We start from the raw sequence: 24,449 nt of genomic DNA, 5'->3' as shown, positions 1-24,449 counted from the left end.
AGCACTGCGGGAGGAATTGTGAAATGACCGAACAGATCATAGTTTCCAGCGCCGTGATAATCGGCATCGTGTTCGTCGCCCTTATCGCGCTGCGCGGTTGGCAGGGCTGGCTGGCACTGAAAGAACGCGAGCTGGAGCGCGAGAGCCACCCGCGCCAGGAAATCGACGGCGGCTCCAGCATTGGCGCGGCCCGCATCGAAATTGCCGACCTCAAGGAACGGCTGCGCAAACTGGAAGCGATTGCCAGCGGGGTGGATTTGTAGGCTGCAGCCACTAAATGGCTGGAATGCGAACAATTGAAGACATCCAGGAAGAATACGAATTTCTCGAAGGCGACGAGCGCTATCGCCTGTTGATCGAATTGGGCCGCGAGCTTGATGAAATGCCCGACGCGCTGAAAACCGACGCAACGCTTGTCCGCGGATGTTCGGCCAGCGTCTGGGTCTATCCGACCGAACAGGCCGGCCAGCTGCACTTTCTGGCAGACAGCAATGCCGCGATAACCAAGGGTATCGTCGCGCTGGTTATTTCGGCGGTGCAGGACAAACCGGCAACCGACATCGCGAACATGGATGTCACCGGCGCGCTTTCCCCGTTCGACCTCAAGAATCAGCTGAGTTCCAATCGCACTCAGGGCATTCCCAACATGATTGCCCTGGTTAAGGAGCACGCCGGCCGCATTGCATCAGGCACGGCCGAGACCGGCTGATATGCGGCCTTTTTTCCTTGTTGCGGGAATCTTGTCGGTCATCCTTGGCGCGATTGGCGCTGCCCTGCCCATCGTTCCGACAGTTCCGTTCCTGCTGCTGGCTGCGTTCTGTTTCGCGCGGAGCAATCCGGAATGGGAACAGCGCCTTTTGAATCACCCACAATGGGGCGCTCAGCTGCGTGACTGGCGCGAGCGGCGGGCAATTTCGCGCAAGTCGAAAACAATGGCGATACTGGCGATGGCGGCCGGGGTCGGATTTACGTGGTACTCGCTCGGCTTTCCCTACGCCTATATATCAATCGCAGTTCTGGTGATTTGCGGCACATGGATCGCGACGCGGGCAGAATAGCGCGGCGATGCCAGACCTTTGCGGCTGGCAATCCCCTGTGATCAGCTGCCCACGCTCTCGCGCACAATCGCAATGCCTGCCTCGCGCTGTTTCTTGAGGTCAGCCTTCAGCTTCGCCGGATCGCGAGCGAGCAGGAAGCCAAAGCTGACGCCCCCTTCTTTTCCGATCGTGGCGTGATGCAGCTTGTGCGCCTGAACCAGCCGCTTGGCATAGCCGCGCTTGGGAACCCATTTGAAATAGCGCTGATGGACCAGACCGTCATGCACCAACGTATAAATGATACCGTAGGCCAGAATGCCGATGCCGATCCATGTCGCAGGCGGCCAGGCGTCACCGCCCAGCACCCATTCGCTGCCCAGGGCGAACATAGAAATGCTCATGACCGCGCCGACCACGCCGTATAGATCGTTCTTTTCCAGCAGGTTTTCATGCGGTTCGTGATGGTCGCGGTGCCATCCCCAACCCCAACCGTGCATGATGTATTTGTGGCTCGCCCATGCAACCCACTCCATCGCGGCGACGGTCGCAATTATGATCAGGATGGGGAGCAGGAATTCCATGGCCTCAGCCAATATAGTTTATTCCGGCTTGGAAAAGAAGAACCGGGAAATCTCTTCCCCGATGCGCGCCGGACGCAGAGTTTCCGCGTCGATGCAGCACCAGCTCGACTGGATTTCAGCCAGCACTTCTTCACCGCGCTGGATTACCGTGTTGTAGAATGCCCGAGCGCCCTTGATATGCTCAAGCACGGTTTCCGCAACCACATCGGTATCTTCAAGGAATGCCGGCTTGCGATAGGTAATCTCGTGCTTCAGCGCGACCCATGCGCGGCTCGCCACCGCATCTGCAGGCGCGATGTTGCGCCAGTGCGACAGCACGGCATCCTGTACCCATCCGAGATATCGGGCATTGTTCACGTGCCCCATGAAATCGATATCGGTTGGCATGATCTTGATCGGGAATGTGTAGGGCGCTGCTGACATGTTTGTCAGTTAGCCACTACAAGATGACTTTTCCATGAAGATGTTCACACACATCCTGCTCTGAAGGCGGGCTGTGACACAATGGCCGCTATTGCAGCATCCACATCATCACCCCGCTCCGATCATAACAGACACTGAAATCATGCATTCCGCTATTGTTCATATTCAGGGCCATAAACCTGAACAAACAGATGGCAGACAAACGAAAGGAGCCGCCATGACACTCTCGCTCAAGACATTGGCCCCAACAGCCGCAATGGCCCTTGCAATCGGTGTAGCAGCACCCGCTTATGCTGCCCCGGCAAACGGATGGTCGCAGCACCAGCAGACCACATATTCCGATGCCCGCTCCTATCGCGGATACGACCGCCAAGGGTATGACCGTCAGAGGTACAACCGGAAGGCCAACCGTATCGACCGCCGTATCGATACATTGAGGCAAGATTTCCGGCAGGCTCGTCGCAGCGGCGAACTCACTCGCGCAGAAACCCGCAGCGTCCGCGCACGGATCCACTCAGTTGAACGTGCATACGCCGCTTTCGCACGCAATGGCCTTTCGCGGCAGGATCGCAGCGCACTCAATTGGCGGATCGAACAGGCATATGATGCATTGAACCGCGCACAATACAATCGTAGCGCCCGTTACGACCAGCGCCGATCATATCGCAGCCGGTACTGACCGCTGATATCCATTGAGAGGGGTCAAGTTTTCCTCTCTTGCCCGGCGGGGGCGGCCAGCCTAGGCGCAAGTCATGGCCAGTCGCCCCCGCACCTTGTATGAAAAGATCTGGGATGCCCATGTCGTGGAAACCCGCGACGACGGGACCAGCCTGATCTTCATCGATCGCCACCTCGTTCACGAGGTCACCAGTCCGCAGGCATTCGAGGCATTGCGCCTTGCGGGCCGCACGGTCCGCAGGCCTGACCTGACGCTTGCAGTGCCCGATCACAACCTCCCCACGACCCCGCGCGTCGATGCTGCGGGCAACCGGATCCCGATTGCTGACCCACAAAGCGCAGCGCAGCTGGAGGCGCTTGAAACAAACGCGCCATCTTTCGGCATTCGCTATATCGGCGCGACCGCTGCAGAACAGGGAATCGTCCATGTGGTCGGACCCGAGCAGGGGTTTTCACTGCCCGGATCGACGATCGTTTGCGGTGACAGCCATACCGCGGCGCATGGCGGCGTTGGCGCGCTCGCTTTCGGGATCGGCACCAGCGAGGTCGAGCACGTGCTCGCCACGCAGACGCTTCTGCTGAAACAGTCGAAGACGATGGAAGTCCGCGTGAACGGCGAATTGGGGCCGGGTGTAACCTCCAAAGACCTGATCCTCCATATCATCGGTGTTATCGGCACTGCCGGCGGCACCGGGCATGTGATCGAGTATCGCGGCAAAGTGTTCGAGCGCATGAGCGTGGAAAGCCGCCTGACGGTATGCAACATGTCGATCGAAGGCGGCGCCCGGGCCGGTCTCATCGCACCTGACGAAACGACATTCGCCTATTTCAAAGGCCGTCCGCTTTCCCCCACAGGCGAGGATTGGGACAAGGCGGTTGAATGGTGGCGCGGCCTACATACCGATGATGGTGCGGTGTTCGACAAGTCAGTAACGATTGATGCCGCAGATGTGGAGCCCACCGTCACCTGGGGCACTAGCCCGGAAGACACCTCTGCAATCGGCGGCAGCGTTCCGGATCCGATGAGTTTCGCAGACCCGAACAAGCAGGAAGCCGCCCGCAAGAGCCTGTCTTATATGGGCCTCGAACCGGGCCAGAAACTGTCCGATGTCGAAGTCCAGAATGTCTTTATCGGCAGTTGTACAAACAGCCGGATCGAAGACCTGCGCGCAGCGGCCGATGTTCTGCGCGGACGCAAGATTGCAACCAATGTAAAGTGGGCGATTGTCGTGCCGGGTTCCGGCCTGGTGAAGCAGCACGCAGAAGCGGAAGGGCTGGACAAAATCTTCATCGACGCGGGCCTCGAATGGCGCGAACCCGGCTGTTCTGCCTGCCTCGGCATGAACCCGGACAAGGTGCCCGCCGGGGAACGCTGCGCCTCCACCAGCAATCGCAATTTCGTGGGCCGGCAAGGTCCGGGCGCGCGCACCCATTTGATGAGCCCGGCAATGGCCGCCGCCGCGGCGGTTACAGGCAAGCTGACTGATGTCAGGGAACTGGTGAAATGAGCCGAATGCCCTTGCCACGCCGCGCTTGCTTCACCATTGAAAAGTCATGACCAAGAAACTTCCAAAATCGCTCGGCGGGAAAGCCGCACTCGGTGCCGCCGCCATTGGTTCAGCAGCAGTTGCCGCCGCCTTGCTTTACGCATCCAAGCGCAAGGAAAAGAAGGCCGAGCAGCCCGGCACAATCCCTTCGGGCGAAAAACCGGAAACCGATTGATGGATCCTGTTTCCTCGATCGAAGGGCGGGCCATTCCTTACGGCGCGAAGAACGTCGATACCGATGTTATCATTCCCGCTGCTTGGCTAAAAACCATCAGCCGCGACGGGCTGGCGCAGGGCGCATTCGAAACCGTTCGCGCCCAGCCCGGCAACGTGATCGACGACCCGGAATATCAAGGCGCCCCAATACTGATCGCAGGTGACAATTTTGGTTGCGGATCCAGCCGCGAACATGCCGCCTGGGCACTGCTCGACATGGGCGTGACAGCTGTGATCGCGCCTAGTTTTTCCGATATTTTCTCAGGCAACGCCTTCAAGAACGGCATCCTCACGGTTGAATTGCCGCAGGAGCAGATCGACCGGCTGATGGAAGTCGCGAAGACCGATCCGATTTCCGTCGATCTTGAAAGCCAGACTGTCACGACTCCGTTCCAGGATCGCTTCACCTTTGAAGTCGATCCGTTTCGCAAGGATTGCCTTAGCAAAGGGCTCGATGAAGTCGGCCTCACACTCGAACGCAGCGATGCGATTTCGCAATATGAAAAGAACCAGGCACAAACGATGCCGTGGCTCGCAAAAGGGACGGAGATTGCCGCATGAAAGCACTGTTATCGAAAGAAGTAGGCGGGCCGGAAACTCTGGTCGTCGAAGAAATTGATGCGCCAACACCGGGCAAGGGCGAAGTCCTGATCAAGGTTGCCGCCTGTGCGATCAATTTCCCCGACACGCTGATCATCCGCGACATGTACCAGTTCAAACCACCCCGCCCGTTCGCACCAGGCGGTGAAATCTCCGGTACGATTGCAGCACTTGGCGAAGGCGTCGAAGGCTGGAAAGTCGGTGACAAGGTTCTCGCCGGGATCGGCAATGGCGGCTTGCAGGAAATGGTCGTTGCACCGGCGAACAAATTGTTCGCTGTGCCTGACTTCGTTGACCTGCCCGAAGCCAGCGCGCTGCTGATGACTTACGGTACAACCATTCACGGGCTGAAGGACCGGGGTGACATCAAGCCGGGTGACACCATGCTTGTGCTTGGCGCTGCTGGCGGTGTCGGCCTGTCCGCGGTTGAGCTGGGCAAGGCCTACGGCGCGCGCGTAGTCGCTGCGGTTTCCAGCGAGGAAAAGGGCGAGGTTGCCCGCAAGGCAGGCGCGGACGAGGTCGTGATTTACCCGCGCGCTCCGTTCGACAAGGATACTTCAAAGGCGCTGTCGAAAGCGTTCAAGGATGCGGTCGGGCCCGACGGTGCCGATATTGTCTACGACATTGTCGGCGGCGATTATTCGGAACCTGCATTGCGCGCGATCGCATGGGAAGGCCGCTTTCTTGTGGTCGGGTTCCCTGCTGGTATCGCCAAAATGCCGCTGAACCTCACTCTGCTGAAAAGCTGCGATATTCGCGGCGTCTTCTGGGGCGCTTTCACAATGCGCGAACCGCGCAAGAACGAAGCCAACATCGCAGAACTGTTCCGCCTTTGGAAAGAAGGCAAGATCAGCCCGCTGATCAGCGAAACCTATCCGCTGGAACGCGCCCACGAAGCGATCTCGAAGCTGGAAAACCGCGGAGCAATCGGGAAGCTGGTCGTCACCATGGATAGCTGATCCGGGATTTCGCGGCTTGCCGCGACTGACCTCCATGCCTATCTGCCATAGGTAACGATTTAAGAGGGACTTATGACCGATTTCAAAGACCGCGAAAAAGGCGAAGAAGCGAAATACGCTTTCGATGAAGAAAACGCATTCAAGATCGCTGCACGCCGCAACCGTCTGCTCGGCCATTGGGCTGCGGAAAAGATGGAACTGACCAGCGAAGAAACCGAAGCCTATGCGAAGGCCGTGGTTCAGGCCGATTTCGAAGAAGCCGGCGACGAGGACGTGATCCGCAAGCTGCTGGGCGATCTGACCGCTGCTGGTGTCGACATCGATGAAAGCGGTGTTCGCACTGCGCTCGAGCAAAAATCTGTCGAGGCTCGCCGCCAATTGATGGGCGAGTCCTGATCCGATGCCGATGTCCGGCACCGAAATCGAAACGATGATCAAATCCGCCCTCCCCGGCGCAGAGGTCGTAATGACCGATCTGGCCGGGGATGGTGATCACTGGGCAGCCAAGGTCACCGCACCGCAGTTCGCCGGCAAGAGCCGCGTCCAGCAGCACAAACTGGTCTACGAAGCGCTCGACGGAAAAATGGGCGGCGTCCTGCACGCCTTGCAACTGACGACGGTCGTTCCCACCTCCTGACCAGATAAGAATTACCCGGAAGTAGAAATATGTCTGAAACCAACGATCGCATTTCCAAAGTCGTAGGCGAAAACGATGTCGTCTTGTTTATGAAGGGCACCCCGCTCTTCCCGCAATGCGGCTTCTCCAGTCGTGCCATCGCGATTCTCGATCATTGCGGCGTGGGATATGAAAGCGTTGATGTGCTGCAGGACATGGAAATCCGCCAGGGTATCAAATCGTATTCCGACTGGCCGACCATTCCCCAGCTTTACGTCAAAGGCGAATTCGTCGGTGGCAGCGACATCATGATGGAAATGTTCGAAGCGGGCGAATTGCAGACACTGATGGATGAAAAAGGCGTTGCCAAGGCAAGCTGACCATCCATCCATTCGGTAGCAAAAAGAAAAAGGCTCCACCGCGATATGCGAGTGGAGCCTTTTCTTTTCGGGGAGGCCGAACCGGGAGACCAGGAAGGTTCCGCCTCATATCGAAGACCATTTAGACATGGAACATAATGCACAGAGCGTGCCAGTTTCATGCAGCCCCTCGATTGTACGCCTCACAGTGGTTAACAGGGATTAGCCGGACGGCGACGTGTAAACTCTACCGACACTCAACCAAGCACTTTGCATCAAGCGTTTCTGCAGCCCCGATCCATGGCACTTGGCAATAGTCCCAGTCTGCGGCACATGACTTACATGACCAATCAGAATGCGAACGAAGCGCCAGACGGCATCCCTGCAGCAACAGTCGTGGTATTTCGCCGCTCTCCTGATGGACTGCCGCCCGAAATCCTGATGGTCACCCGATCCCGTTCCATGTCATTCGCCGGCGGTGCCGCAGTGTTTCCGGGCGGCCGGGTGGACCAGGAAGACTTCGATCTGGCCCGAACGCTTGCCACCGATCTTGACCCGGACGAGGCCGCGCACCGTGTCGCAGCCATCCGGGAAACACTGGAGGAAACCGGGCTTGCCATCGGCATCCATGGCGAGGTCGATGCCGAACGCGCGAAAGCCGCGCGCAACCTGCTGCTGGAAAAACGCGAACTCGCCCCTGTCCTCGACGCTATGAGCTGGAAGATCGATCTGAATGAGGTCGTCCCGTTTTCACGCTGGTTTCCCAAGAACGAGAAGCTTCCACGTGTGTTCGACACCCGCTTCTACCTGGCCGATCTCGGCACCGGCGCGGTCGACATCACGGTAGACGAAACCGAGAATACCAAGCTTTACTGGATCACTGCCCAAGGAGCGCTGGATGCGGCGGCGGCGGGCGATTTGACCATCATTTACCCCACCAGACGCAACCTTGAACGGCTGGCCCAATTCACCAATTTCAGTGACGCTGCTGCTGATTGCGCGCGTCATCCGGTCAAGACGATTACGCCCTTCACCGAAGAACGTGACGGCACCCAGTGGCTGTGCATACCCGATGACGCCGGGTATCCGGTGTCGGGCGAACCGCTCGGCGATGTGATGCGCGGATAGATTTCGCGCCTTCGTGATTTAAGGTCAAGCTGTCCCGCGAATGGCCACAAGGGAGTAATCACATGACTCCGCGCGCGCCACGCGCTACCCCTGTTGCTTGAGGGCGAATCCAAGAGATTCCTAGAACCGGCTAATCAGAGGGGGCGCTGATGAGTGATGGATTGCGGCAGGATACACTGTTTGTGGCGTTAACGCGTCCGCAGATGTTCGCCGGTGTGACATACACATTCTTTGTCATCAATCTTATCGTTGCGGTTGAACTGTTTCTGGTTTTTCGCAGCATCTGGGTGCTGCTTGCTGCGCTGGTGCTGCACGGGATCGGTATGCTGATGTGCCTCCATGAACCACGTTTCTTCGACCTCTGGATCACCAAGGTGCGCAATTGTCCGCGCGTGAAAAACTACGATCTGTGGCGATGCAATTCCTACCGGCCCTGACCCGCGACCCCAAAGTTGTTGCGCGCGAGGCCCCTGCCGGCGCGCACCTTCCCTATGCACGGCATATCGATGACGTCACGATCGAGACACGCGACGGCCTGTTGATGCAAACCATCCGGCTGGGCGGCTTGCTGTTTGAAACGGCCGACAGCGATGAACTGAATTACCGTGCGGAATTGCGCGACGCGATGCTGCGGGCTGTGGGTACTTCTCGCTTCGCCCTGTATCATCACGTGGTACGCCGCCGCGCGGACGTGGCACTGGACGGGGAATACCGCGACGATTTTTCGCAGCGGCTCGACAAACGCTGGAAAAACCGGCTCGGCTCCAAGCAGCTGTATATCAACGAACTGTTTCTGACTCTCGTACGCCGGCCTTTGCAGGGCAAGATAGGTCTGGCGGACCGCGCGCGCAGCTGGTTCGCACGATCATCCTCCAACAAAGCCGCCAGTATCGCGATCGAGAAGCACGCGCTGGACAATGCCCGCGAAGCTCTGGTGGCGGCGCTCGGTTCATACGATCCGCATCTGCTATCTGCGTATGAAACGGACGATAGCCGGCGATCCGAACCGCTCGAATTCCTGTCCTATCTGTTCAATTCCGACATGCGGCCGGTCGGCATTCCGCACGGGGATCTCGGCCATCACATCCCTTCGCGCCGGCTAAGCTTCGGGCTCGATACGGTCGAGCTTGGGCGTAACGGCGATCAGCCGCGCAAGTTTACCGCGCTTGTTTCGATCAAGGATTACCCGGGCCGGACCATGCCTGGAATGTTCGATGAACTGTACCGGATGCCGTTTGAGCTGAATGTGAGCCAGAGCTTCGCATTCGTGGAACGCAGCGAGGCACTTGGCCGCATGAATCTGGCTCTGCGGAGAATGCGGTCGGCGGAAGATGAAGCGCTTTCGCTGCGCGATGAACTCTCTGTCGCCAAGGATGAAGTCGCTGCCGGCCGCGCCGGGTTTGGCGAACACCATACCACTATTGCCGTTCACGCCAGCGACCTTGCAAAACTGGACACCCAGGTCGCTGAAGTGATCGCGATGCTGGCCGATCTGGGCATCAATGCAGTGCGCGAAGATATTGCGCTGGAGCCGACCTTTTGGTCGCAATTCCCCGGTAATTTCAAGTATCTCGCGCGCAAGGGGCTGGTTTCAACGACCAATTTTGCGGGGCTCGCCAGTCTCCACAACTTCCCCGTCGGGCGGTTGCATGGCAATCACTGGGGCGAAGCGGTCTCGCTGTTTGAGACGACCGCCGCTGGACCGTATTTCTTCAATTTTCACCAGAACGATCTGGGGAATTTCACGATTATCGGCCCATCCGGTTCGGGCAAGACCGTAGTGCTCAATTTTCTGCTGGCACAGGCGCGCAAGTTCAAACCGCGCACCATCTTCTTCGACAAGGACCGCGGTGCGGAACTGTTTATTCGCGCAATTGGCGGCACCTACGACCGTCTCAGGCCAGAAGCGGCTTCCGGTCTGAACCCGCTCCAACTGCCCGACAATCCTGGAAACCGGCAATTCCTGATCGAATGGATTTCGATGCTGGCCGGTGCGCTCGACAGCAGCGAGCTGGAGCAAGTTCGCGACGCAATCGAGACGAATTTCCAGCAACCTGTCCCCAAGCGCCGGCTGCGTCACCTTGCCGAACTGTTCCGCGGGTCCGACCGGCCAAAATCGGGCGATCTGTATTCGCGGCTGCGGCCATGGTGGGGCGACGGGGAACGCGCCTGGTTGTTCGACAATGCACAAGACAAGACCGACCTGACCGCCGAAACGGTCGGGTTCGACATGACTGCCATTCTGGATGATCCGGTCGCCCGAACACCCGCAATGGCCTATTTCTTCCACCGCGTTGAAGAACGGCTTGATGGTTTACCGACGATCATCGTCGTCGACGAAGGCTGGAAGGCACTGGACGACGAGGTTTTCGTGCGCCGCATCAAGGACTGGGAAAAGACGATCCGTAAACGCAACGGGATCGTGGGCTTCGCCACGCAGAGCGCGCAGGATGCACTGGAAAGCAAGATTGCCAGTGCGATCATCGAACAGGCTGCGACGCAGATTTTCATGATTAATCCGAAAGCGCGCGCCGAGGATTATATTCACGGATTTGGCCTTAGCCCCCACGAATTCGACCTGATCCGGACACTGCCGGACAGCTCGCACTGTTTCCTGATCCGTCACGGCAAAGACAGCGTGGTTGCGCGGCTAGACCTCTCGGGGGAACGGGACCTTCTCACCATCCTGTCAGGCCGCGAAAGCACGGTGCGCATTTTCGATGAATTGGTGCCCAGAACCGGCACGGATCCGGCCAACTGGATGCATTTGCTGATCGAGAAGGCAGCCTGATGGCTTGTCCGGCAATCATCACCGGTGACCAATTCCTGCTGCGGGTAATCGGTCACATCGATTGTCAGACGCAATTGCTGGGCAGCTACGGCTATCAGGCGCTGGGCCAGCCGGGCTCAGTCGCAGCCACCCTTATGGCCGGCTTGCTGACCTTGTTCGTCGCGCTGTTCGGGATACGCTTGCTGTTCGGACCTGCGCCCGGAGCGCGCGATGTGATCGGTGACGTGATCAAGATCGGGATTGTTATCACTCTGGCGTTTTCGTGGCCTGCATTCAGGACAGTGGTGCATGACCTAGTCCTCGATGGGCCGGCAGAGATCGCCAATACTATGGTTTCCCCATCGCTTTCCGATGGCAGCAGCCAGTTTGCGGAGCGCCTGCAAAAGGTCGATGTTGCCATGGTCCGCCTCGCGGAGCTGGGCACGGGCCGAAACACTGGTGCTTTTCTGGAAGGTAGCGAAACGGGCGCGAGCTTTTCCGGCACAGCGCTGCAGGATGATACCGCCCTTGGATATGGACGCCTCGCCTATCTTGGCGGGATAATCACATCGCTGGGCTTACTGCGTCTCGCCGCGGCGTTGCTGTTGGCCTTGGCCCCGCTCGCGGCGGGGCTGCTATTGTTCGAACAGACAAGAGGCATCTTTGCAGGCTGGCTGCGCGGACTGGTTCTCGCCATGATCGGATCGATCGGGGTCACCGCCGTACTGGCGATGCAATTGTCAATTCTGGAACCGTGGCTCGCAGATGCCATAAGGGTTCGCAATCTGGGCTATGCGACCCCTTCCGCGCCAATGGAAATGTTGGCGATCAGCAGCGGATTCGCGGTCATCCAGCTGGCGATGGTCTGGCTCCTCGCGAAAGTCGCCTTCAATCGCGGCTGGATATCGGTGAATTTACCGGGCGCCGCGCCTGCCACAAACATTTTTACCAGCCAGTTTGAAACAAGTCCGGCGGCGGCCACAACGGTCTACCAAAGCCGTGCGGAGCGCATTTCGGATCATGTCGAAACAATTGTCCGCCGGGAAAATGGCAACACCGGAGGCCGCGCTCAATTCCGGTCTCTCGAAGCAGAACGGTCCGCCGCAGCGCCTTCCAACGGGCAACCAGCATCGCCTGCAACCAGCGCCGCCCGCTTGGGAAGTTCATACCGGCGAACCGCCCATCGCAGCAGTCAGGCAGTCCGCAATCGAGATAGCAGCCAATGAACCATTATGATCATCAGGACATCGACGATCTGGCAATCGACGATAGCTGGTCTCGCAGTGTGACCGACGATCTGGAAAAATCGAGCCGCCGTGCCTGGATCGTTGCCGCCGTCGCCGCTGCGATTGCGCTGCTGGAAGCGATCGCGCTTGTATACCTGATCCCGCTCAAGACGGTTGAGCCATACACACTGCTAGTCGATCGCCAGACCGGCAATGTCGAAGCGCTGGCGCCGCTGGATGCCCAGACAATCACCCCGGATGCCGCGCTGACCCGATCTTTCCTGGTCCAGTACGTGATCGCGCGCGAGAGCTTTGACGCAGACAGCGTGCAGGATGATTTTCGCAAGGTATCACTTTGGACCGAGGGCAGCGCACGCCAGCGCTACAGCAATCTGATGCAGGCAAACAATCCGTCCAGCCCGCTGGCATACATGCCGCGCGGCGGGACCATCCGAACCGAAATCACCAGCGTATCTTCATTGGCGGCAAACCGTTCGCTTGTCCGCTTTGCGACCACCCGCACCGACCCCGGCGGGCAGCCCCAGCCAATCGCCCGTTGGGCCGCAGTGATCGATTATCAATTTTCCAACTCAGAAATGAGCGAGGCGGACAGGCTGATCAATCCGCTTGGCTTTCAGGTGACCCGTTACCGCCGCGATGCGGAGGCTCTGCCGGAAACCTTCGTTACGCAGCAGCCTGCACGCCTGCGTGCGCAGCCGGGGGCTGTGCAGGAATGAGGCTTGCAGCATCTCTTGCCGCTATACTTGCGCTGAGTTCGGCGACGGCGAGCGCCCCCCTCGCCGCGCAAGTGCTGCCGCAGCCCAGCGCGGAAAATCCGCGCCTTCAAACAGTTCGCTGGACACCGGGGCAGGAAATCATCCTTACCGCGCTTCCCGATACGGGCCTGACTGTCGTGCTCGAACCCGGAGAGCAGGTTCGCCGCGTCGCAGTCGACGATCAGAACACAGTCGAGATTCGCGTGTCCGGAGAACTCGACAGTTTGCTGATCCTGCCGCAAGTCAGAAGCGTTGGCAGCGGGATTGTGGTACAAACAGATCGCCGCGATTACCGCTTCACCCTTCGCACCGACACCGGCCTGACCGCCGCATATCTGGTGAAAGTAGACTACGATGATCCGGGCATAAAGCAGCCGCAGGAGGTCACCGCGAAGCCAGCGGGGATTGTGTGGAGATACCGCGTGAAAGGCGACACATCTGTGCGCCCGGCCAGCATCAGCGACAACGGTATCCGCACCCGCATTGCCTTTGGCCCCGAACAATTGCTTCCTGCAGTTTTCTCGATTGGGCCGACCGGCAAGGAACAGGTGGTCAACGGCTATATGCGGGACGGAATTTTCGTGATCGACCGGGTATATTCGCAGCTCGTCTTCCGTATCGACAAGGACAAGGCCACGGCAAACCGCAACAAGAGCGGGGAGAAGACCGATGGCTGATGCGCAAAACATTGCCGATGCCGAAAACGATATTCGCCCCGTGGTCGCCACCGCGCCCGCCAGCAATGCCGGGATGTGGGTGTTCTTCGCAATTCTGCTGCTTGGCGGAGTATGGCTATTCAGTGCACTCAGCGCCAATCGGGCGCAGATTCAGGCACCGGCTACCGCGTTCCGCCCCGCGCCCGATGGAGGCCGCATTTCCGCGCCCCCGCCGCTCGCCCTGCCCAATGAGTTTTCGAACGCACAGCCAGTGGCAAGGCCTCGCACTCTTGCCCGGCCAATAGCCGCGCCGGTAACAGCTCAGACCTTGTCGCCGCCGCGTACGGCAATCATGCCAGCGCCGCAGCCTGCACCGCCAAACGATTATTATACGCCGGTCGATCCAAACCCGCGCCCCGCAGTGGTGTTCGATCAAACGTTGCGCGCAGCTGCGCCGGATAGTGAGCAGTCCGTCGCGGTTTCTGCAGATCGAGTTCGTGCTGGCCGGTTGGCCAAACCGTCGCAGACGATCCCGCAAGGTACGGTGATCCCGGCGGTCCTGGAAACCGCGCTCGATTCAACACGCTCCGGCGCAGCACGCGCCTTGGTCCAGCGCGACGTTTTCAGTTTCGATGGAACGCGCATCCTGATCCAACGCGGAAGCCGCCTGTACGGCGAATATGACCCGGGGCTTGAGCCGGGCCAAAACCGCGCCCTGGTTCAATGGACCCGCCTGATACGTCCGGATGGCGTCACGATCGCGCTCAATTCACCGTCATCTGATCCGCTTGGACGGGCAGGTGTGAAAGGCAAGGTCGACAGCAAATTCCTGCAACGGTTCGGCGGTGCAATCTTGCAAACCGTACTTGATCTCGGCGTGGCCGTTGGAACCAACGAGATTTCGTCCGGAGAAGGCGTGGTGGTTGCCTTACCCGGCAGCACGCAGAACATTCAGGTTCAGGACCGGGAACGCGTGCAGCGGACGTTGAAGGTAAAGCACGGCACAAGCGTGTCTGTGTTCGTCGCCCGCGACCTAGACTTTTCGACCGTGGATTCCTGAGATGGAAACTCAGGCGATGGAGACCGGTTACTATCTAGACAGTTTTCTCGCCCCGCTGGCGGGCGTGCTCGCGCGTACCGACGTAACCGATATCTTTATCAACCGGCCTGGCGAAATCTGGGTTGAATCGCTTGGCGGGGGGATCGAAGTGATGCCCGTGGAAGGGCTGGACGAGAAGTCTCTCAGCCGGCTCTCACGCCAGATCGCCGCTGCAAATTCGCAAGGGATCAACCGCAGCCAGCCGCTGCTTGCGGCATCGCTGCCGGATGGATCGCGGGTGCAAATTGTCGCTCCACCGGCAACCCGGCGCGGCCATGTGATAGCAATCCGGCGGCACGTCGCCTCCGACCTCAAATTGTCCGATTGGGAGGACGCCGAAGCTTTCGAGGGGCTGCAATCGGGCGAGGCTGCAATTGATAAGCAGCGAACCTACCGCTCTCTGTCGGGCGGCGAAGCAACCGGGTACCTACGGCGAGCAGTCCTTGATCGGCGCAACATCCTGATTTCGGGCGGTACCTCCACAGGAAAAACGACTTTTCTGAACGGACTGCTGGCGGAAATTCCGCAAGACGAGCGCTTGATCCTTATCGAAGATACAGAAGAATTGCGGCTCGACCATCTCAACGCAGTCGGCTTGCTGGCGGCGCGGGGCCGGCTGGGCGAAGCCGATGTCAGCGCAGAAGACTTGCTGATCGCTGCGCTGCGCATGCGGCCGGACCGGATCATTCTTGGGGAACTTCGCGGGAGCGAGGCCTTCACCTTCCTGCGCGCGGTCAACACCGGCCATCCCGGCTCTATCACGACCATCCATGCCGATACGCCGCAGCGCGCTATTGAGCAGCTTGCACTCCTGGTTCTGCAAACCGGGTCGCGCCTGTCCCGGGACGATGTGCGCCATTATGTCCGCGAGAGCATCGACGTGTTCGTGCAATTGGAAAGACGCTCGGGCAAACGCCGGGTCTCGCAGATCATGGTTGCAGAATAGGATGCTGGGTCATTTTTTCGCATCCGTTTCCTTGTTTGAAACGGACGGATCGCAGCCAATAGGTGCAGCAATCGACTGGATCACCGGCACAGCCCTCGGCAGCCTTGCGATTGGCCTATGCGTGATAGCGGTCGCGATTGTCGGATTGTTGTTGATGACCGGCAGGCTGGCGGTCCGTGATGCGCTGAGAGTGGTCCTGGGATGTTTCATCTTGCTCGGCGCGCCGGTTATTGCCGGGGCGTTCATTTCCGCAGTTTGAACCGGTATATGCGGGCAAATTTCGAAGAAGTCGTGGCGCCCCCGACATGAAAGTGATGGGCACTGTAATCATTGGTGAAGTCTAGCTCGCCTACCCTCATAACGGCAGCTTTACGCCTTCATTCCTGACATTCGAGGTCGATTTTATAGTTTGCAAAAGCAGACCTTCCGATTTTTCCCGCTTGGGAATCTCAGCCTATGTCCGGTTGTGGGGTGGAGAGCGGGCGTTCAGTCACGGACGGATGAGAGTTCCTCTGCCTCGCGCAGCAGCGCATTCAATTCCTCTGACCCGACATCTGGGAACTTGCTCGCTCGCTCTCTTATCGAATCTAGGCGCGTGTCTGCTATTTCAATTGAGACGAAATCGTCCCAGTCCCACTCTTCACCTGTCCCCTCTATGAAGTCACGAAGGTAACCTTCAACTTCTTCAGGTGTTCGCTTCATCGGGCGATCAAAGGGCAACATCACCAGCTTCAACAGTAAAGCAATCGGAATGACGATAGCTGCTGCCAGCACGCCCCAAACGTTCTGCCAAAGTGTGTTCTGAGGGGAGATAAGGCTCCTGCGCATCTCTGAGACTCTAGAGACTTCAACAACGTCCGCAATGTCGTCGTTAGCTGCCCGTCCGCTCTTAGGCACAAAGCTGGTAAAAGAGACATACGAAGGAAACAAACGGTCGTATGTTGCCCAGCATATTCTAGGCAGGTAATACCGAAGACTGCAGAACTCTGGATTTTCTCATGAGTGGCGCGCCCGGCAGGACTCGAACCTGCTGCCTCAAGATTAGAAGTCTCGCGCTCTATCCAGATGAGCTACGGGCGCGCGCCGGGCACGCGCATAGCGTGCTTTTCGCGGCCTGCAAATGCGGTTAGGCACTCGTCCCCATGAGCGACACACCAGAACCTATCGAACGCACAGCGGCTTCGGCGCGGTCTTTCCGCTATTATGACCTTGTGATGGCGGCATTCGTTGCGATCCTGCTGCTGTCCAATATCATCGGCGCGTCGAAACCATCTTACGTCACCCTGCCTGGCGGGTCTGAGTGGTCCTTCGGGGCAGGCGTGCTGTTTTTTCCAATTAGCTACATCATCGGCGATGTTCTGACGGAGGTGTATGGTTACGCCAAGGCGCGCCGGGTGATCTGGACCGGCTTTGCCGCACTGCTGTTCATGGCATTCATGGCGTGGGTGGTTGTTTCGCTGCCACCGGCTGATGGCTGGCCCGGGCAGGAATCGTATGAGTTCGTATTTGGCAATAGCTGGCGCATCGTTCTCGCCTCGATGGTGGCATTCTGGGTGGGGGAATTTGCCAACAGCCTGGTTCTGGCGAAGATGAAGGTCTGGACGGACGGCAAGATGCTGTGGGCCCGCACCATCGGATCGACCATTGTCGGACAGGGCTTCGACAGCGCGATTTTCTACCCTCTGGCGTTTTACGGGCTGGCCGGCTGGCCGCCGGAACTGATCTGGCAACTGGTCCTGTCGCAGTGGCTGATCAAGACGGCGTGGGAAGCGTTTCTGACCCCGGTAACCTATCTGGTGGTGGGCAAGCTGAAACGCGCAGAAGGGGTCGATATATTCGATACCGAAACCGATTTCTCGCCCTTTGCCAAAACTGGCTGAGCCATAAAAAAGGGCCGGACGAAACGCCCGGCCCTCCCCCTCTCCCAAAGGGTATTGGTTAGAACGACACGCCGACCGCGACACCATAACGGCGCGGATCGAGGGTGAAGATGTTGGTGAACAAGCCCGAAGAAGCATCGGTGACATACAGACCCGTGGTCGAGTTGCTGTCGAAGATGTTCTGGACGAACCCGCGAACAAACCACCGCTTGTCAGGCCCGTTCAGCTGCAGCTGAGCGTTGGCCTGCACGAATGGCTCGATACGGTTCACGTTGCCGTTGAAGACGTTACCGAACTGCTCGCCAGTGTAAGCAATGTCGAAACGGGGGACCAGGGTCATGCCGTTGTCGAATTCCTTGGTGTACTGGACACCGACCGACGCCTTCAATTCAGGTGCCTGAGGCAGCTTGTTGCCTTTCAGATTGACCTGAACACCGGGGCTGAGCACCTGAATACCGCCAAATGCACCGCCAATCGCCGCAGCCTGACCTTCGAGAACCGAGCAGATGCTGAACGCGCCTGCAGACTGAAGACCGCCATCTGCGGGGAATTCGGTCGTGCCCTGAAGGCCGAGGCCCGGATTGATCGCATTCACAAACGCATCGGGACCGCCGGGTGCAGCGCCGGTGACTGCGCAAAGTGCGCCGTTGGTGATGTCCTTGATGATCACCGCGTTGGCATCACCGCCGCCCGGATCGCGCGGATTGCTGAAGAACTGATCCCCGGCAACCTTTGCGTTCAGGAAGCTGAAGTTGACGTTGAACAGCCAGTTGTAATCGGGGCGAAGGATCGCCTCGATTTCAGCGCCGTAGATGTTGGCATCAATCGTATCGTTGACCGATGTACGGGCAATAATCCGGCTGAGCTGCAGGTCCTTGTATTTGTAATAGAAAGCTGTGGCATTGAGCTGCAGCGCACCGTTGCCAAAGGTGTTCTTGCTACCGATTTCGAACGCATCGATCGATTCCGGAGAGAAGCTTTCGGGAACCGAGAAGATCGGCTGCAATGGCGGGTTGATACCGCCCGACTTGTAACCGCGCGAATACGAAGCGTAGATCAGATTATCCGGTGTGAACTGGTAATCGATTACGAAACGCCCGGTGATTTCATCGAATGCGACCGAACGGGCCTGGATAGGCTGGATACCCGCTGTTCCCGGATCAGCATCGAACGAGCCGGAAAATGGCGAGTCGAAGGGATCGCCATCATTGCTGAACGGGTTGAGGAAGCTGGCCAGTGTGGAACGTGCGGTGATCGCCTTTTTATCGTTATTATATCGCAGACCAGCCGTGACTTTCAGCTTGTCCGAAAGTTCCAGATAGCCTTCCCCGAAGATGCCATAAGATTCCAGCTGGAAACTTCTGGTATTGTTGCGGAAGAACGAGGTTGCCAGATAGGATGGCGGCAATCCGGCACCAAGAGCTGTAAACGTTCCGAGCACACCGCTGATGTAATCAATGGCGAACGCGTTCACGTAGTAGCTGTTCTCAAGCACTTTCGAGTCGGCATAGATACCGCCAACCAGGAAGTTGAATGGTCCGTCAAAGTCGGACGAAATGATCGCTTCAACCGAGTAGGATTCGTTTTCCTGGTTCGATCTGTCGAACTGCGGCCCGTTGGGTGTGCAGACAGAGAAGCCCTCGAAAGAGCCGCGATTGTCCAACCGGGTGTCGGATGTGCACAGGTTTCCGCTGCCATCGAACAGAGCATCAATGATCGGCTGGAAATAGACGCCGGTGCCCGGCCCGGCAGCATTGTTGGCGAATGCCTGCAATGTACCGAATGCGAGCGCCGCATTGGGAATGGCGCCGATGCCGAGGTTGTAATCCTGACGGGAATCGACGCTGGTTTCCTGATACGTACCGGTCAGGCCAAGCTGGAACGAACCGATGTTCTGTTCAAGGTGCGCCTGGATCTGCAATTCGTCTGCGAAGTATTCAGGCGTAAACTCTGTCCGCACCTGGCGGACATCGGCCGGTTCCTGGAAGTTCGCATAGGCATCAGGCCCGTACAGGCTGTTGAGGCCCAGCGTGGATGGAATGCCATTGATCGCCAGGAATTCCGAAGAACCAAGCGTCCCTGTGAAGGTGGAATTCGAATTTGTGCTGTCAAAGTCGCGGCGGTTGTTCAGACAGCCGACAACGCCGGTCGGGTCACGCTGACACTGCTGCTTTTGAATACGCAGGCGGTCATCATCCTCGCGGAAATAATACCCCATAAGGTCCAGTGTGGTATCGGGGCTCGGCTCCCACCGCAGCGAACCGCGAACTGCATACATGTCGCGCCCGTCGATGCGGGTGTTGTTGGCCAGGTTTTCCGTATAGCCGTCGCGGTTGAGGTAGAAGCCCGCCACGCGCACACCCAGCGTATCGCCGATTGGCACGTTGACCATACCCTTGGCCTTGATGCTGTTGAAATTGCCGTACTCGAATTCTGCCTTGGCTGCGATTTCGGACAGGTCCGGCTTCGCCGAAACAACGTTGACCACGCCCGACGTTGCGTTGCGGCCGAACAGCGTACCCTGCGGGCCGCGCAGAACCTCGATCCGCTCAAGATCGAAATACTCGGTTTCGAACAGGCGGGTGCCGAACAGCGGGGCCGAATTCAGGTGGATCGCGGTCGCGCTGTCGCAGCTGACCCCGACGCACAGATCGCCGATCCCGCGGATCGTAAAGCTGGATGCGGTAAAGTTGCTTTTGGTGAAGGAGACGTTTGGCAGAGTAAGCTGAAGGTCGCTCGCATTCTCGATCTGCTGCGATTCCAGTGCTTCGGCCGAAAATGCGCTGACTGCAATCGGGACTTCTTGCAGGCTCTGGTCCTGACGCTGGGCGGTAACCACAATTTCAGTACCGCGATACCGCGGGGTTTGATCCTCATCTGCATCTTGAGCGTATGCCGGAAACGCGATCGCGCTGCCGCAAATGCCGGCAAGCAGGGTTGCTTTGACCCTCATAATCCTCTCCCATGTAAGCGGCCCATTTTCGGGTCCTGCAAACACCAAGCTAAATCAGTTGTGCCGCAAATAGCAAGAGTGTTGCGCATTATGGTGATTTCTACGCAACAATCATAAGCCGCAGCCTAGCTCTTCGCGTGTCCAATTCACGCCTGAAATCCCTAACCCTAGGTATTTGCGTGGTTTTGTGGCCGCAGAGATAATTCACGGCGAAGATGGCCGGTCATGCTGATTTCACAATCAGGTCTGGCTTATGAACAGTCGCGCCATCGCAAGCGCGGCCAATTGGCAACGCCTAGGCCGAAGTGCGCGCCAGCATTTCGGATTCGCTGATCACGCGCATTTCCGGTTTCAGGTTCAAGCGTTCGCCCAGAAGGGCCATATCCTTTTCGCTGGGCAGACCGAACAGGTCGGCATGGCTTTCCTCCAGCGAAAGGACCAGCTTGCCCGCTTCGACTTCCAACGTGCTTACATGGAAAAGTCGGCGCGAACGGCCGCCGAGCCTTCGGCAAAGGCGGATGGCAAGGCCCCAGCAGACTGCTTCTTCCAGTTGTTCCTCGCTGGCCAGACGGTACAGTTCGCGGTTCAGATCGCAGCGATTCCCGTTCCCGCAGACGGCAGCAGCCATCATTGCGCGCTCATCCGGCGCAAGACCCAGCCAGCGTTTCTGCAGCGCCCAATCGGTCGCAACGTCCATCCGCAGGTTGGGTTCGATCTGCATTGATGCGAGCGAAAGCATCGTTGCCGCCAATCGAACACGTTCGCTACCATGCAGCGACGGCGGCGCTGCGCCAACCGTCCATGCGGCGATGCGCGTTGCCAGGATCGGCGGGGTCCCGCGAGAGGCGGCGAATTCGCCCACCCCGGCAAGCAGCGGATCTTGCGAACGTGCGATGGCCGGCAACTCATCATACAGGATGCCTTCGCGAAGGCCCCACGATGAAAACACGATGCGGTCCGGCATCAACCGGTCGAGCAAGGCGTCCAGCAGGACGCCCGCATGGGGCAGATTGTCCGCCCGCATGCTGGAAATTCGCGGGTGCAGACGCAGTTCGTCAGGCTCAGCCTCGGCCACACGCGTTGCCAGCGCCTTCGCTTCGGCCAGCGGCAGGGTGAAGGCGTGCGGATCAGTCAGCGGGTAATCGCGGTCCTCCATCGCCAGCACGGCCATTGATCGCCATGTTCCGCCAACAAGATACAGCGTTCCGTCGACCGGCCCGATCTTGCCCGATGCCTCCAGCATGGCGTTCAGATTGCTATGGGTTTCGGCCCGGTCCGAACCAATGTGATCTGGCAGCCGCAGCGTTCCCAGCGGCAGGCTGATCCCCGGATCACACTCTCCCTCGGCAATATGCACGAGTTCCAGGCTGCCCCCGCCCAGGTCTGCGACAATACCGCGCGCACCGGGAAACGCGCCCATCACGCCCATGGCACTGATCCGTGCCTCTTCCTCTCCGGGAAGCAGGCGCGGCTCCAGCCCCAGCGCTCTGACCGCATCAAGAAATTCCGGTCCATTGCTCGCTTCGCGCGAAGCAGCGGTGGCCACGACGTCGACGATATCGATTTCCAGATCGCGCAGCAGCAGCGCATATCGGCGCAGTCCGCGCATGGCCAAATCGATTGCGTCATCGGCCAGCCGCCCGGTCTCCGCAATCTCGCGGCCCAGCCTTGCCGCGACTTTCTCGTTGAACAAAGTAACCGGAGCGCGCGGCGCGCCACCGTAGAGCACCAGCCGGACAGTGTTGGAGCCGATATCAATGATCGCCCGTTCCACGCGGTTGCCTGCAAAGATTCCCTGCCTGTCAGCCTTGCGTGCGCGGATCGTCATCCAGCGGCGCCCTTGCGTAGCGCCAGTTTGGGAACCCCGCCCGCCTCAAGCGCTCCGCCGCGCCCGGAAAGGGAGGGGTTGGTCATGAAATAGCGGTGGCAGTTGAACGGTTTTTCACCGCGATCGGCGCGCAGATATTCCCCGCCCGGCTGCTGTTCCCAGCTCTGCTCCGTATCGAGCAAATTGGCGAGCAGGACCTGTTGCAGAACCTGATCATGCACCGTCTTGTTTCGGATAGGGACGAGCACCTCTACCCGCCGGTTGAGGTTGCGGTCCATCGCATCCGCGGACGAAATATAGACCTTGGTTTTCGCGCCCGGAATTTCATCGCCATTGGCAAACGCCCAGATGCGGCTGTGTTCCAGAAACCGCCCGATGATCGATTTCACGCGGATGCTTTCTGACAGACCTTCGATCCCGGCACGCAGGCAGCAGATGCCGCGGATGACCAGCTGGATTTCCACCCCTGCCTGACTGGCCGCATAGAGCCGGTCGATCACGCCCTTGTCGGTCAGGGAGTTCAGTTTCGCCCAGATGGCGGCGGGCTTGCCTTGCCCGGCATTCTCAATTTCCTTGTCGATCCGGGCATACAGCTTTTCGCGAAGGTCGATTGGCGAAATTGCCAGCAGCCCGGTCTTGCGAGGCTCGACATAGCCGGTCACGAAATTGAACAGCTTGGCGGCATCGCGGCCCAGTTTCGGGTCGGCGGTGAAATAGCTTAGGTCGGTGTAAATCTTGGTCGTGATCGGATGATAATTGCCGGTGCCGAAATGGCAGTATGTGCGGAAACCCTGCTCCTCCCGGCGGACCACCATTGAAACCTTGGCGTGCGTTTTCCAGTCCACGAAGCCGTAGATGACCTGCACCCCGGCGCGCTCCAGCTCCGACGCCCACAGCAGGTTTTGCTCCTCGTCGAAACGGGCCTTCAATTCCACTACCGCGGTTACCGACTTGCCCCGCTCTGCCGCCGCAATCAGCGCCATGATCACGGGTGATTGGTCGCCTGCGCGGTAAAGCGTCTGCTTGATCGCCACGACATCCGGGTCCTGCGCAGCCTGACGCAGGAAATCGACCACCACCTCGAAACTTTCATAGGGGTGGTGGATGACGATATCCTTTTCCCGGATGGCGGCGAAGCAATCCCCGTCATGTTCACGGATCCGCTCGGGATAGCGCGGGCTGTAGGCGGCAAATTTCAGGTCGGGACGGTCTTCCGCGACGATTTCCGACACCCCCGCAACCCCGATCAGCGCCTCTGTCTTGATGATTGTGGTTCCCTGCGCCGAAAGTTGATCGAGCAGCATTTCCTCGGCATCGGGATCGAAATCATGTTCCAGTTCCAGCTGGATCACCTGGCCGCGCCGCCGCCGCTGGATTGCGCTGCGGAACGTGCGGACCAGATCTTCCGCCTCTTCCTCGATTTCGATATCGCTGTCGCGCAGGACACGAAACGCCCCGTCGCCCTCAATCCTGAAGCCGGGGAACATATGCTTGGCGAACCGGCAAATCAGGCTTTCGATGCTGATATAGATCGCCTGCTCGCCCGGCACCCTGACAAAACGCGGCAGGGCCGAAGGGATCAGGACCATCTCGATCACCTGCGCGTTGTCGGCTTCTCTCGTCAGATTGAACAGCAGCCCGACACCCTGGTTCGACACGAACGGGAACGGGTGCGCCGGATCGAGCGCCTGCGGCGTGATGACCGGCATGATCTCTTCGAGAAAGTAGGTCTTGAGGGAGGAATACGATGCCGGATCGACCCGGGTGTTGTCGGCAATCGTTATACCAGCATCATCCAGCAGGCCGCGCAATTCGGCCCAGCATTCGCGCTGCTCCGAATTGATCTTGCGCACCGATTCCCTGATCGCGGTCAACTGCTGCGCAGGACTGCGGCCGTCAATCGAAAGCCCATCGATGCCGCGCTGAACCATGCCGACCAGACCGGCCACGCGGATCATCATGAATTCATCAAGATTGCTGCCCGAGATCGACAGGAAACGCAGCCGTTCCAGCAGCGGATAGTTTTCGTTCCGCGCCTCTGCCAGCACCCGTTCGTTGAACGCAAGCCAGCTCAGTTCGCGGTTGATATACTTGCGCGCTGCCTCCTCGGGAGAGGATTGCAGTTCCTCGCTCTCAGTCAAATCTGCGTGATTGCTCATGGCCCTCGGCCG

General features: G+C 58.9%; 27 protein-coding genes and 1 tRNA gene. 21 read left to right on the top strand and 7 right to left on the bottom strand.

The window, feature by feature from the left end:
* Positions 1-23: 23 nt before the first annotated feature.
* Genes GRI43_RS01050 through GRI43_RS01040 form a run of 3 tightly spaced genes read left to right on the top strand, consistent with a single transcriptional unit; the run spans position 24 to position 1,058 of the window.
* Entirely contained in the window at positions 24-263 is a 240-nt protein-coding gene (locus GRI43_RS01050) for a hypothetical protein (protein WP_160729267.1), read from the top strand.
* Between the two features lie 23 nt (positions 264-286).
* A complete protein-coding gene (locus GRI43_RS01045) occupies positions 287-709 on the top strand; it encodes a SufE family protein (protein ID WP_160730561.1) in 423 nt (140 codons plus the stop codon).
* Position 710: 1 nt separating this feature from the next.
* Positions 711-1,058, top strand: coding sequence for a YbaN family protein (locus tag GRI43_RS01040; protein ID WP_160729266.1), 348 nt, complete (start codon positions 711-713; stop codon positions 1,056-1,058).
* 41 nt (positions 1,059-1,099) lie between these two features.
* Here GRI43_RS01040 and GRI43_RS01035 read toward each other — a convergent pair whose 3' ends face one another.
* Together GRI43_RS01035 and GRI43_RS01030 are read right to left on the bottom strand one after the other, a co-directional pair.
* On the bottom strand, positions 1,100-1,618 hold the full coding sequence (locus GRI43_RS01035; RefSeq protein ID WP_160729265.1) for a sterol desaturase family protein: 519 nt from the start codon (positions 1,616-1,618) through the stop codon (positions 1,100-1,102).
* Positions 1,619-1,636: 18 nt separating this feature from the next.
* A complete protein-coding gene (locus GRI43_RS01030) occupies positions 1,637-2,041 on the bottom strand; it encodes an acyl-CoA thioesterase (RefSeq protein ID WP_160729264.1) in 405 nt (134 codons plus the stop codon).
* A gap of 217 nt (positions 2,042-2,258) precedes the next feature.
* Between GRI43_RS01030 and GRI43_RS01025 the strand changes: the two genes are divergently transcribed.
* The 17 genes from GRI43_RS01025 (at position 2,259) to GRI43_RS00945 (ending at position 15,876) form a co-directional block, all read left to right on the top strand.
* Positions 2,259-2,720 (top strand): hypothetical protein, encoded by a 462-nt coding sequence (locus GRI43_RS01025; RefSeq protein WP_160729263.1) that lies wholly within the window; start codon positions 2,259-2,261, stop codon positions 2,718-2,720.
* 73 nt (positions 2,721-2,793) lie between these two features.
* Positions 2,794-4,227, top strand: coding sequence for a 3-isopropylmalate dehydratase large subunit (gene leuC / locus GRI43_RS01020; RefSeq protein WP_160729262.1), 1,434 nt, complete (start codon positions 2,794-2,796; stop codon positions 4,225-4,227).
* A 46-nt stretch (positions 4,228-4,273) separates the two neighbouring features.
* Entirely contained in the window at positions 4,274-4,441 is a 168-nt protein-coding gene (locus tag GRI43_RS01015; RefSeq protein WP_160729261.1) for an isopropylmalate isomerase, read from the top strand.
* Complete coding sequence (leuD, locus tag GRI43_RS01010) at positions 4,441-5,043, top strand: 3-isopropylmalate dehydratase small subunit (protein ID WP_160729260.1); 603 nt, start codon at positions 4,441-4,443, stop codon at positions 5,041-5,043. Before GRI43_RS01015 ends, leuD begins: the two co-directional genes overlap by 1 nt.
* Positions 5,040-6,041 (top strand): NADPH:quinone oxidoreductase family protein, encoded by a 1,002-nt coding sequence (locus tag GRI43_RS01005; RefSeq protein WP_160729259.1) that lies wholly within the window; start codon positions 5,040-5,042, stop codon positions 6,039-6,041. Before leuD ends, GRI43_RS01005 begins: the two co-directional genes overlap by 4 nt.
* Positions 6,042-6,113: 72 nt before the next feature.
* Complete coding sequence (locus GRI43_RS01000; protein ID WP_160729258.1) at positions 6,114-6,437, top strand: DUF1476 domain-containing protein; 324 nt, start codon at positions 6,114-6,116, stop codon at positions 6,435-6,437.
* 4 nt (positions 6,438-6,441) lie between these two features.
* Positions 6,442-6,678, top strand: coding sequence for a BolA/IbaG family iron-sulfur metabolism protein (locus GRI43_RS00995; RefSeq protein WP_160729257.1), 237 nt, complete (start codon positions 6,442-6,444; stop codon positions 6,676-6,678).
* Positions 6,679-6,707: 29 nt separating this feature from the next.
* On the top strand, positions 6,708-7,037 hold the full coding sequence (grxD, locus tag GRI43_RS00990; protein WP_160729256.1) for a Grx4 family monothiol glutaredoxin: 330 nt from the start codon (positions 6,708-6,710) through the stop codon (positions 7,035-7,037).
* A gap of 321 nt (positions 7,038-7,358) precedes the next feature.
* The gene (locus tag GRI43_RS00985; protein ID WP_160729255.1) at positions 7,359-8,144 is read left to right on the top strand and encodes an NUDIX hydrolase; all 786 of its coding nucleotides are present in this window, start codon (positions 7,359-7,361) and stop codon (positions 8,142-8,144) included.
* A gap of 149 nt (positions 8,145-8,293) precedes the next feature.
* A complete protein-coding gene (locus tag GRI43_RS00980; protein ID WP_160729254.1) occupies positions 8,294-8,581 on the top strand; it encodes a VirB3 family type IV secretion system protein in 288 nt (95 codons plus the stop codon).
* Entirely contained in the window at positions 8,560-10,935 is a 2,376-nt protein-coding gene (locus GRI43_RS00975; RefSeq protein ID WP_160729253.1) for a VirB4 family type IV secretion/conjugal transfer ATPase, read from the top strand. Before GRI43_RS00980 ends, GRI43_RS00975 begins: the two co-directional genes overlap by 22 nt.
* A complete protein-coding gene (locus tag GRI43_RS00970) occupies positions 10,935-12,140 on the top strand; it encodes a type IV secretion system protein (protein ID WP_160729252.1) in 1,206 nt (401 codons plus the stop codon). Before GRI43_RS00975 ends, GRI43_RS00970 begins: the two co-directional genes overlap by 1 nt.
* Positions 12,137-12,877, top strand: coding sequence for a VirB8 family type IV secretion system protein (locus tag GRI43_RS00965; protein ID WP_160729251.1), 741 nt, complete (start codon positions 12,137-12,139; stop codon positions 12,875-12,877). Before GRI43_RS00970 ends, GRI43_RS00965 begins: the two co-directional genes overlap by 4 nt.
* Positions 12,874-13,593 (top strand): TrbG/VirB9 family P-type conjugative transfer protein, encoded by a 720-nt coding sequence (locus GRI43_RS00960; RefSeq protein WP_160729250.1) that lies wholly within the window; start codon positions 12,874-12,876, stop codon positions 13,591-13,593. The genes GRI43_RS00965 and GRI43_RS00960 overlap by 4 nt, the downstream gene beginning before the upstream one ends.
* Positions 13,586-14,632, top strand: a complete 1,047-nt coding sequence (locus GRI43_RS00955; protein ID WP_235903554.1) for a TrbI/VirB10 family protein — start codon at positions 13,586-13,588, stop codon at positions 14,630-14,632. The genes GRI43_RS00960 and GRI43_RS00955 overlap by 8 nt, the downstream gene beginning before the upstream one ends.
* Position 14,633: 1 nt before the next feature.
* Complete coding sequence (virB11, locus tag GRI43_RS00950) at positions 14,634-15,617, top strand: P-type DNA transfer ATPase VirB11 (protein ID WP_235903553.1); 984 nt, start codon at positions 14,634-14,636, stop codon at positions 15,615-15,617.
* A 1-nt stretch (position 15,618) separates the two neighbouring features.
* The gene (locus GRI43_RS00945) at positions 15,619-15,876 is read left to right on the top strand and encodes a TrbC/VirB2 family protein (RefSeq protein WP_160729249.1); all 258 of its coding nucleotides are present in this window, start codon (positions 15,619-15,621) and stop codon (positions 15,874-15,876) included.
* A gap of 227 nt (positions 15,877-16,103) precedes the next feature.
* On the opposite strand, the gene GRI43_RS00940 is transcribed toward GRI43_RS00945, so the two are convergent.
* The gene (locus GRI43_RS00940) at positions 16,104-16,445 is read right to left on the bottom strand and encodes a hypothetical protein (protein WP_160729248.1); all 342 of its coding nucleotides are present in this window, start codon (positions 16,443-16,445) and stop codon (positions 16,104-16,106) included.
* Between the two features lie 175 nt (positions 16,446-16,620).
* A tRNA-Arg gene (locus tag GRI43_RS00935) sits at positions 16,621-16,697 on the bottom strand.
* Between the two features lie 62 nt (positions 16,698-16,759).
* Here GRI43_RS00935 and GRI43_RS00930 point away from each other — a divergent pair.
* Complete coding sequence (locus GRI43_RS00930; protein WP_160729247.1) at positions 16,760-17,497, top strand: queuosine precursor transporter; 738 nt, start codon at positions 16,760-16,762, stop codon at positions 17,495-17,497.
* 58 nt (positions 17,498-17,555) lie between these two features.
* On the opposite strand, the gene GRI43_RS00925 is transcribed toward GRI43_RS00930, so the two are convergent.
* The 3 genes from GRI43_RS00925 to GRI43_RS00915 all read right to left on the bottom strand — a co-directional run bounded on the left by GRI43_RS00925 (position 17,556) and on the right by GRI43_RS00915 (position 24,437).
* On the bottom strand, positions 17,556-20,450 hold the full coding sequence (locus GRI43_RS00925) for a TonB-dependent receptor (protein ID WP_160729246.1): 2,895 nt from the start codon (positions 20,448-20,450) through the stop codon (positions 17,556-17,558).
* 295 nt (positions 20,451-20,745) lie between these two features.
* A complete protein-coding gene (locus tag GRI43_RS00920) occupies positions 20,746-22,278 on the bottom strand; it encodes a Ppx/GppA family phosphatase (protein ID WP_160729245.1) in 1,533 nt (510 codons plus the stop codon).
* Entirely contained in the window at positions 22,275-24,437 is a 2,163-nt protein-coding gene (locus GRI43_RS00915; protein WP_160730558.1) for an RNA degradosome polyphosphate kinase, read from the bottom strand. Before GRI43_RS00915 ends, GRI43_RS00920 begins: the two co-directional genes overlap by 4 nt.
* Positions 24,438-24,449 lie beyond the last annotated feature (12 nt).

The organism is Pontixanthobacter luteolus (assembly GCF_009828095.1).
GTDB classification, from domain to species: Bacteria; Pseudomonadota; Alphaproteobacteria; order Sphingomonadales; family Sphingomonadaceae; genus Pontixanthobacter; species Pontixanthobacter luteolus.
This window is presented reverse-complemented; position numbering and strand designations above follow the sequence as displayed.